Consider the following 9,033-nt stretch of genomic DNA (forward strand, 5'->3'; position numbering starts at 1 on the left):
GTGGCGCGGGCGCCGGGCGCGGCCGTCTCGGCGGCGACGCCGACGACGCCGGTGGCGTGGATCGCGTCCACCTGTTCCTGGAGCGGGTCGGGCGGCGCCGGCCCGGCGGCCGTCGCCGTCGCTGCCGGCCCGGCCGAGGTGGCGAGGAGCGCCAAGGTCAGGCCGGTCAGGGCGAGTTGGGCGCGTCGGCGCCGTCCGGGAAGCCGCATGGGAAGTCCCTTCTCCGTGGTCTGGTGCGCCGGGTCGTGCGTTGTCGCGCACGCGGTCGGGAACCATCCCATCAACGGGCCGGGCCTCGGCCCATCCGGCGTTCCCCCGGCCGCCCGGGGGTCGTGGGCCCCCGATGCGAGGGGGACCCAGCACCACCCCTGCGGCGCTCCCGGGCCTGCCCGGCCGGCCGTCGCCGGCCATCGCCGGCCCCTGCCGGCCGTTGGTCCGGCGGTCGATCCGGCCGAGATTAACCCGTTGGCCCCGGCGCGAAAGCGTTGTCTAGGGTCGCGGGCATGGGTGAGCTGGAGATGCGCGGCGTCAGCGGGGACCGGGAGGCCACCGACGCGTGGGTGCGGGCGGTGGTCGCGGGGTTCCTGGACCGGGGAGCCGATCTGTCCCGGGAGGAGCTGGATGCTCGGTACGCCCGCCAGGAGTTGAGCCGGGCCCGTGGCTTCTTCGAGAAGGACGGCGACAGGGAACGCTGCGTGGCGACGTTCAACAGCCTGCCGCAGCGGCTGACCACGGTCGGCGGCGCGCAGCTGGTGGCCGCCGGGGTCTCGGGGGTGACGGTCACGGTCACCCACCGGCGGCGCGGGCTGCTCAGCCGGCTGATGGAGCGCGAGCTGCGGGAGGCGAGGGAACGGGGCGACGCGCTGGCCTCGTTGATCGCGGCCGAGTACCGGATCTACGGCCGCTACGGCTTCGGCCCGGCCACCTCGTTCGTCAACTGGCGGGTGAACACCCGGCGGGCCGGCCTGGACGAGCGCTGGTCGCCGGCGGAGGTGGACGGCACGTTGGCGCTGGTGGAGGACGCCGAGGCCAGGGAGGTGCTGCCGGGGCTGCACCGTCGGTTCCGCGCGGTGACGGCCGGCGCGGTGAGCCGGGACGACTTCCACTGGGACCGGGTCACGGGCCGGGTGCCCGTCGCGTCGGAGGGCACGCGGCCGCTGTGGGCGGTGTACCGGGACGGCGCGGGCGTGGTCAGGGGCCTGGCCGGCTTCGCCGTGGAGAAGGACTGGGACCGGGGGATGCCCGACGCGACGGCGCGGGTGCGCACGTTCTACGCGGAGGACGACGCGGTCGAACGGGCCCTGTGGCGGCTGCTGTTCTCCCTGGACTGGGTGAGCGTGGTGGACACCGGCCGGGCGCGGCCGGACTCGACGTTGCCGCTGATGCTGCCGGACGCCAGGGCGGCCACGGTGGCGGAGGTCGCCGACTTCCTGTGGCTGCGGCCGCTGGACGTGCCGGCGATGCTGGCGGCGCGGAGCTATGCCGCCGAGGGGGAGCTGGTGTTGGAGGTGCGTGACCCGATGGGGCTGGCCAACGGGCGCTTCCTGTTGACGGCCGGGACGGACGGCGCGAGCTGCGCGCCGACCACCAGGAGCGCCGAACTCACGCTGGACGTGGGCGCGTTGGGCCGGCTCTACCTGGGCGACGACTCGGCGGCGCGGCTGCTGGCCGGCGGGCTGCTGTCGGAGGAGACGAACGGAGCGACGGCCCGTGCGGATCTGCTCCTCCACACGGGCCGTCGCCCCTGGTGCCCTGACATCTTCTGATCCCGCCCCCGGGTTCCGGCCGCTCTCCGGCCGGGCCCGGGATCTGGACGTCGCACGCCGCTTCGTTTCGCCGAACCCCCCGCACCGGTCGGTGGGCTCCCACTACAGGGAGCCCACCGCCAGCGTGACCAGCACAGTGGTTCCCACACACGCACAGGTGAAGTTCCGCTTCCGCAGGCCCGTGCGCAGTATCAACAGTCCGATCAAACCCGGCAGTCCGTACTGGACCTCCACCGCTTGCTCCGTCGCGATGCCGAAGGCAGCCACGATGATGGTGGAAACGAGCATGACCCCTCCTCACATCACGTCAACTTCTAGTGAACTCTCGGAAACTCCGAGAAGTTGGCCAAGTTGTTCGCCAACTATATGAATGTTTTCCCCAGTTGGCTTCCTCTTGGAAACGTCCTCATATCAACCTTCCGTATCTGGCCGAAAGTTGTATGGTGACGGCGTGAGTCAGGAGATCGTCCCGGAGAGCGAGCTTCCCGATCCGTTCGGCGATCCGCTCTCTCCCGACCACATCGCCGGTGTGCTGCGCGACCGCATACGCTCGGGGGAGCTGCCACCGCGCGCCAAGCTGCCCACGCAACGGGCCCTGGTCGAGGAGTTCCGGGTCAACCGGACCACGGTCAGGGCGGCCCTGTCCGCGCTGGAGCGGGAGGGCTACATCGCCGCGCGGGGCCGGGGAGCGCCGGCCGTGGTGGCGCTGCCGGGGCAGGACAGCCCCCGGCCGGCCGGCGTCGAGGTGGCGGACCGGATCGCGGTGGCCTTCCAGTCGAAGGACATCTCGATCGACGCGTTCTGCCTCACCACCGAAACGCTCAACTCCGCTCTCGCCGCGCCCATGATCGCCATCTCGGCGGGCGAGTTGACGCCCCGTTCGATCACGGTGCGGGTGCTGCTGCCGAGCCCCGACGCCCCGCCCGCCTACCCGAGGCTGATCGCCGACCCCGACGACCAGCGCCCCCGCGCGCGGCTGCGCCAGCTGACCCAGACCTTCTCCACCTCGCTGCGCCACCAGCTGACCTCGCTCGCCGAGATGCGGCTGGTGCCCCAGGTCACGGTGGAGATCCGGGAGGTGCCGATCACCCCCGTGCAGAAGGTCTACCTCCTCAACGGCACCGAGGTGCTGACGGCCTACTACCAGGTGGTGTCCCGGGTCGTCGAGTACGAACAGGAGCAGTTGGAGATCTACGACGTGCTCGGGCTCAACTCGAAGGTCTTCCGCTCCACCGAGGACACCGCCTTTGTTGAAGAGTCCCACCAGTGGTTCACGTCCCTCTGGTCAACGCTGGCACAACCGCTCACACTCGGTTAGATGAGGGGACTCGTAAGTAACGCACACTGTGTTCTCTTCGACTTCGACGGTCCCGTCTGCCAGCTCTTCGCGGTGCGCTCCGCCGAGTCGGTGGCCGTCAGACTCCGGTCGCTGACCGAGGAGTTGGCGGTCTCCGCGCTGCTGACCGCCGAGCTGCGGACGTCAACGGACCCGCACCGGGTGCTGCGGGAGATAGCGCGGCGCCGGCCGGAGCCCGGCGTCCTCAGCCGCCTTGAGGCGGCGCTCACGGCCGAGGAGGTCAGCGCCGCCGGCTCGGCCCGCCCCACCCCGTACGCCGGCGCGCTGATCGCGGCGCTCGCCGGCCAGGGCCGCCGGGTCGCCATCGCCACCAACAACTCCCCGCTCGCCGCCGCCCGTTATCTGGAACGGCAGCGGCTGGCCGGCTATGTCGCCGGCCGCGTCTACGGCAGGACCGCCGACCTCGCCCTCCTCAAGCCGCACCCGGACTCGGTGCTGCGGGCGTTGGCCGGCACCGGGGCCGACCCGGCCCGTTCGCTGATGATCGGCGACAGCCTCGCCGACCACGCCGCCGCCACGGCGGCCGGCGTCCCGTTCCTCGGCTACGCGCTCGACGACGCCGGAGAGCACGCGTTGCGCGCGGCCGGCGCGGAGTGCGTGGTGCGCTCCCTCCAGTGGGTACTGGCCGCCCTCGGTCATCGCGATGGCCATGAAGATGCACCCTTTTGAGCCATCAACAGTGGACTCGTCCCGGCGTACCGTATCGCTACCCGTAACGAATCCACTGCCGGAAAGCCACCATCATGAGCCAACCGCTGTCCGAACACCTCCTGCGCGGTCACCACCGCGACTGGCAGGTGCTCCCCGCCGAGGACCACCTCCCCATCTCCGGACGGATCAAGGCCGGGCGCAGCCGTCCCGGCGTGACGCGGTTCGACCCGCGCTGCTTCCTCGACGAGGAGGACGTGCTGATCGAACTGGCCCTGCTGGGCATGGAGCGCATCGCGCCCGTCTACCGCCTGGGCCCCGACGGCACCAGGGTGCACGGCTTTATCGAGGGCGAGCCGCTCTCCGCGCTCCGCCCGCCCGGCACGCCGCTGTCGGGCACCGAACTCGACCAGCTCGCGCGGCTGTTCGGCGAGCTGGCCGCGATACCCCCGGCCGCGCTGGCCCTGGTCCACAGCTGCCCGGTCCCGGGCCGCCCGCGCACCAGCCGGGAGTTCGCCCGGGGGCTCGTGCGCTTCACTCGTCGGCGTGTCTACGCACGCCATCGGGCCGCTCTGGGCGGCCTGTTTCAGACCCTCGGAATCGACCCGGACGTACTCAGCGTGACCGGTCCGCTGGTGCGCGAGGCGGCGCGAATGACCAACCGCCCGTTCTGCCTGCTCCATGGCGACCTGCACCGGGACAACCTCATCGTCGCCGAGTCCGACGGCCAACTCTGGACGATCGACTGGGAGTTGGCCATGATCGGCGATCCGCTCTACGACCTGGCGACCCATCTCCACCTGATGAACTACCCCGAACGGCAGGAGCAGGCCATGGTGGTGCGCTGGGCCGGCGCCGTCGAGGAACGGCTCCCCGGCGCCGCCGAGGGGCTGCCCCGCGACCTGCCCCGCTATCTCGCGTACAAGCGGGTGCAGTCGGTGTTCACCGATGTGATCCGGCAGGCGATCGCGGTGCGCGAGGCGCCCGTCGGGCAGCTCGGCGAGCGGCTCACGACGGCGGGACAGATGGTGTCGCGGGCGCTGAAACGGGCGGAACGACCGCTGGGGCTGGGCCGTGCGCCCAGCCCCAGCGTCGTGGAGGGCGTCTACGCGGCGTTCCACGCTGGCGCGGTGCCGGCGCCTGCGGCGCCATCGTTCAACGGCTCGGGGTCAACTCCCGTCGTGGGGCCAGCCGTTCGGCCGGTCCCTCCGCCGGCGCCGGGGACCACGAGGCGGGCTGGCCGGGGGGCCGCTGCGCGGCGGGAACGGTCCGGCAGCGGATGACCACCGCGTTCACCGGAAACCCGCCCGCCAAACGCGGGCGGCGGACGGGTGACGGGGCGGGGCGGTTGGATGAGTCGGTGTCCTGCGGCTTGGCCGCGGTTCAGCGCGGTGAACTCGGCTTCGAGGCCGGCGACGGTGCAGCGCTTGAGTTCGACGACCAACTGGGAGGCGAGGAACCAGTCGGTGGCGCGGTGGCCGTAGGGGAGGTACTGATCGACGTGGGCGGTGAGGCGGGTGCTTCCGCAGGCCGTGCGGGGATATCCACGTGCACAACTTCAGCATCCCGGACCTGGGTGACACACTGCCGACCACGGTCCAGGTGGACAACGTGTGGGGAGCCTCCTCGGTCTCCGACAGCCCGCACGAAGTCGCCAGGTTCACGCGGCGTTCAACGCGCTGGTCGCATCGGCCCTGCCGCGCGGCGGCGTGGCGCTGTTGGTGGCGCCGGGCAGTTGGGCCAGTTTCGTCAACGCCGCCGGCCAGAACGGGCTCCGCCCCGCCTGACCCTGCGGCGATCAGCCCCGCGCCCCCCGCCCGGCAGGACGGGGGGCGCGATGCTGTGTCGGTGTCGGTGCGGCGTTACTCCACGACCGTGATGCGGTCGGCCGGCGGCGGGTCAAGAGGCGCTTCCGCCGAGGAGTTCGCGGTCAGGTAGTCGGCCAGGGCCGCCATGTCGTCCTCGCCGACCAGCGGGTTCGTGCCCTCCGCGAGGGTCGCGAAGCCGTCGCCGCCGCCGGCCAGGAAGGAGTTGACCGCGACGCGGTAGGTCGCCGCCGGGTCGAGCGGCTCGCCGTTGACGGTCACCGAGTCGGCGACGATCCGGTCGGCGCCCGAGGCCGTCAGGTCGAGGGTGTACGCGAAGCCCTCGGACGGCTGGAGGATCTTCGGCACCTCCTCGTTCTCCCCGGTGACCTGCTCCACCAGCACGGCCAACAGCTGCTCGCCGGTGAGGTCCAGCAGGTTGACGGTGTTGGAGAACGGCTGGACCGTGAAGCCCTCGCCATAGGTGACCACGCCGTCGCCCTCCTCGCCGGAGGCGGCATAGGTGAGGTCGGCGCGGACCCCGCCGGGGTTCATCAGGGCCAGGTCCGTGGACTCGTCCAGGGAACGGGCGTGCGCCAGCTGCGCGTCGGCGATCAGGTCGCCTGCGGGGAACTCGGGCGTGCCGGCGCCCCGGCCCGGGATGTCGGCGGAGATATAGCCGATGGGGGCGTTGGCGACCGGGTCGGCCAACTCACGCCAGAAGTCGAGCAGTTCGGTCAGCTCGGTGACCGGCTCCCGTTCGCGGTCGACCACCACGTTGCTGCCGGTGACCGAGGTGCGCACGATGTCGTTGGCGCGGCGGTCGTAGGACATCGACAGCTCGGTGAAGAGCCGGCCGTTGGAGGCGGCCGAGGTCACCAGCCGGTCCTGGCCCTCGGGGTCGGGGATCGTGCAGACGTAGGGCTGGTGGGTGTGGCCGGTGACCAGCGCGTCCACCCCGGCGTCCGTCTGCCGCGCGATCTCCACGATCGGGCCGGAGAGCCCGCCGCCGTCGGCGTCGCAGTCGTGGTTGTACGCCTCGGACGCCGGGTAGCCGCCCTCGTGGACGAGGGCGATCACCGCGTTGACGCCCTTGCGCTTGAGTACCTGGGTGTAGTGGTTGATCGTCTCCACCTCGTCGCGGAACTCCAGGCCCGCGATGCCCTCCTGGGTGACGATGTCCGCCGTGCCCTCCAGGGTGACGCCGATGAACCCGACCCTGACGCCGCCCAGGTTCTGCACCGAGTAGGGCGCCAGGATGGGGATGCCGGTGTCCTCGTCCACGACGTTGGCCGCCAGGTACGGGAAGTCGGAGCCGGCGAACTCGCGGTCCTCGGCGTAGCAGCCGTCCACCGGGTGGCAGCCGCCCTCCTGGAGGCGGATCAACTCGGCGTAGCCCTCGTCGAACTCGTGGTTGCCGACGCCGGCGACGTCCATGCCCAGCTCGTTGAGCGCCTCGATGGTGGGCTCGTCGTGGAAGAGGCCGGACAGCAGCGGGGTCGCGCCCACCAGGTCGCCGGCCGCGACGGTGACGGAACGCCGTTCGCCCTCGCGCGCCTCGGCGAGCGCGCCGGCCAGGTACTCGACGCCGCCGGCCTCGATGGTCTCGGTCGTGCCGTCCTCGTGTTCGTGCGTCAGCTCGCCGTTCGATCCGGTGGGCGGCTCCAACGCGCCGTGCAGGTCGTTGATGGCGAGCACCTGGAGGTCGACGGTGCGCCCACCGCCATGACCCCCGTGGCCCCCGTGGCCGCCGTGCTCCTCGGAGGCGGCCTGCGCGGCCGGGGGCGCGAGCGCCAGCGCCCCGGCGGCCGCCACCGCCAGTGCGCTCGCGGCCAGTTGGTACCTGTGACGTCTGTGCATGGGTGGGGCGTCCCTCTCGGCGAGTGGTGGGGGCGGGAGTCAGCCGCACCCTAGCTGTTACGCGCGTAGCGAGTCAGGGGTGTGCGTGTAACAAGCAAGTGAAAGGAAAGCCGCGTCCGGGGGCGCCAGGAGCATAGAGTCGCTGGCATGACCGAAGTCGTGGTGCTGGATGAGGTGTCCGGGGACGAACTGGCCGAGGTGGAACGGCTGATCGAGGCCGCCGCCCAACGGGACGGGCAGCCGGCGGTCTCCGAGCAGGGGCGGCTGCTGCTGCGCGGCGGCCCCCGCGACGGGGTGCGCCACCTGCTGCTGAGGGACGGCGAACAGCTGCTCGGCTACGCTCAGTTGGACGGCACGGACTCGGTGGAGCCGCCGTCCAGCGAGCTGGTCGTTGACCCGGGGCACCGGGGCCGCCGGCTGGGCATGGTGCTGGGGCAGGCCCTGCTGAACGAGTCGGGCCACCGGCTGCGCCTCTGGGCGCACGGCGCGCATCCGCCGGCGCGCCGGCTCGCGCGCCGGCTCGGGCTCACCGAGTTCCGGGAACTGCGCCAGCTGCGGCGCCCGTTGACCGGCCTCAACCTGCCGGACCCCGCGCTGCCGGCGGGCGTCACGGTGCGCACCTTCGAGCCGGGCGCGGACGACGCGGCCTGGCTGGCGGTCAACGCGGCGGCGTTCGCCCACCATCCCGAGCAGGGCTCGCTCACCCAGCGGGACCTGGACGCGCGCAAGGCCGAGGACTGGTTCGACCCGGCCGGCTTCTTCCTCGCGGAACGGGACGGCGCGCTGCTCGGCTTCCACTGGACCAAGGTCCACGCGGCCGAGGGGCTGGGCGAGGTCTATGTGCTGGGCGTGGCGCCCGAGGCCCAGGGGCTCGGGCTGGGGCGGGCGTTGACCACCGTCGGGCTGCGCCATCTGGCGGGGGAACGGGGGCTGCCGACCGCGATGCTCTATGTGGACGCGGACAACGTGGCGGCCGTGCGGGTCTACGAGTCGCTGGGCTTCCGCACCCACGAGACGGACCTGATGTACCGCACCGAGACCTGACGGCGCCGGGGCCTGACCGCGCCGTCGGCGCCGCTGGCGCGCGGGGGCCCTGCACGCGCCGGCGCGCGCCCCCGCGCGGGGCGGCGGTGTGCGGCGGACCACGTGTTCCGTTTCCGCTGGCGGGTGGGGGGCTCCCGGTCAGCGGGGTACTGTCCGAACATGAGTGGTGGTGGCAGGCGAGAGGGGTACCTCTCGGAGGCGGACCGGCGGCGCCTGGCGCGCGCCGTGGTGCGGAACGGCTGGTCCATGCGCCGGGCGGCGGCCGAGTACGGCGTCTCGCCCCGCACCGTCAAGCGGTGGGCCGACCACTACCGCGAGGAGCTGGGCGGCGGCGCGGGTTCGTCCTCCTCGGGTAACCCGGGCGTCGTGTCCCGTTCGCCCGGATGGCGGGAGAATGGCGGCATGACCTCAACCGCGCACAACGGGCGCGCCGCCGTGGACGCCGGGCGCACGCCCAACGAAGCGAGCCCCCGTTCCGGGCTGCCCGGGCCGCGCGAGCGGGGCGCGTTCGGCGGCGTGGCCGCGCCAGGCCCCGGCCCGGGCGCCCCGCCCG

General features: G+C 72.7%; 9 protein-coding genes and 1 pseudogene. 7 read left to right on the forward strand and 3 right to left on the reverse strand.

What is annotated here, in order from left to right:
- Window positions 1–209, reverse strand: a pseudogene (locus tag EBN88_RS26090) (serine hydrolase); the annotation flags it as partial.
- A gap of 294 nt (window positions 210–503) precedes the next feature.
- Here EBN88_RS26090 and EBN88_RS26095 point away from each other — a divergent pair.
- A complete protein-coding gene (locus tag EBN88_RS26095; RefSeq protein ID WP_122399511.1) occupies window positions 504–1,766 on the forward strand; it encodes a GNAT family N-acetyltransferase in 1,263 nt (420 codons plus the stop codon).
- A 102-nt stretch (window positions 1,767–1,868) separates the two neighbouring features.
- Here the strand turns inward: EBN88_RS26095 and EBN88_RS26100 are convergent, their stop codons facing one another.
- Window positions 1,869–2,054, reverse strand: coding sequence for a hypothetical protein (locus EBN88_RS26100; RefSeq protein ID WP_097233202.1), 186 nt, complete (start codon window positions 2,052–2,054; stop codon window positions 1,869–1,871).
- Window positions 2,055–2,217: 163 nt separating this feature from the next.
- Here EBN88_RS26100 and EBN88_RS32475 point away from each other — a divergent pair, with 163 nt between their 5' ends.
- The 4 genes from EBN88_RS32475 (at window position 2,218) to EBN88_RS30845 (ending at window position 5,558) form a co-directional block, all read left to right on the forward strand.
- Entirely contained in the window at window positions 2,218–3,084 is an 867-nt protein-coding gene (locus EBN88_RS32475) for a winged helix-turn-helix domain-containing protein (RefSeq protein ID WP_226961577.1), read from the forward strand.
- Window positions 3,085–3,792: an HAD family hydrolase gene (locus EBN88_RS26110; RefSeq protein WP_122399513.1), complete on the forward strand. Its 708-nt coding sequence runs from the start codon at window positions 3,085–3,087 to the stop codon at window positions 3,790–3,792.
- 74 nt (window positions 3,793–3,866) lie between these two features.
- On the forward strand, window positions 3,867–5,054 hold the full coding sequence (locus EBN88_RS26115) for an aminoglycoside phosphotransferase family protein (protein ID WP_122399514.1): 1,188 nt from the start codon (window positions 3,867–3,869) through the stop codon (window positions 5,052–5,054).
- Between the two features lie 330 nt (window positions 5,055–5,384).
- Window positions 5,385–5,558 carry a hypothetical protein gene (locus EBN88_RS30845; RefSeq protein WP_158621535.1) on the forward strand — a complete coding sequence of 58 codons (174 nt, stop codon included), beginning with the start codon at window positions 5,385–5,387 and terminating at the stop codon, window positions 5,556–5,558.
- 75 nt (window positions 5,559–5,633) lie between these two features.
- Here the strand turns inward: EBN88_RS30845 and EBN88_RS26120 are convergent, their stop codons facing one another.
- Window positions 5,634–7,436: a bifunctional metallophosphatase/5'-nucleotidase gene (locus tag EBN88_RS26120; protein ID WP_122399515.1), complete on the reverse strand. Its 1,803-nt coding sequence runs from the start codon at window positions 7,434–7,436 to the stop codon at window positions 5,634–5,636.
- 147 nt (window positions 7,437–7,583) lie between these two features.
- On the opposite strand from EBN88_RS26120, the gene mshD reads away from it, so the two are divergent.
- Together mshD and EBN88_RS26130 are read left to right on the forward strand one after the other, a co-directional pair.
- The gene (gene mshD, locus EBN88_RS26125; RefSeq protein WP_122399516.1) at window positions 7,584–8,480 is read left to right on the forward strand and encodes a mycothiol synthase; all 897 of its coding nucleotides are present in this window, start codon (window positions 7,584–7,586) and stop codon (window positions 8,478–8,480) included.
- Window positions 8,481–8,639: 159 nt separating this feature from the next.
- A partial coding sequence (locus tag EBN88_RS26130) for a helix-turn-helix domain-containing protein (protein WP_147472851.1) occupies window positions 8,640–9,033 on the forward strand: 394 nt, incomplete at its 3' end.

This window comes from Streptomyces triticirhizae, assembly GCF_003696235.1.
In the GTDB taxonomy this organism is placed as follows: Bacteria; Actinomycetota; Actinomycetes; order Streptomycetales; family Streptomycetaceae; genus Streptomyces; species Streptomyces triticirhizae.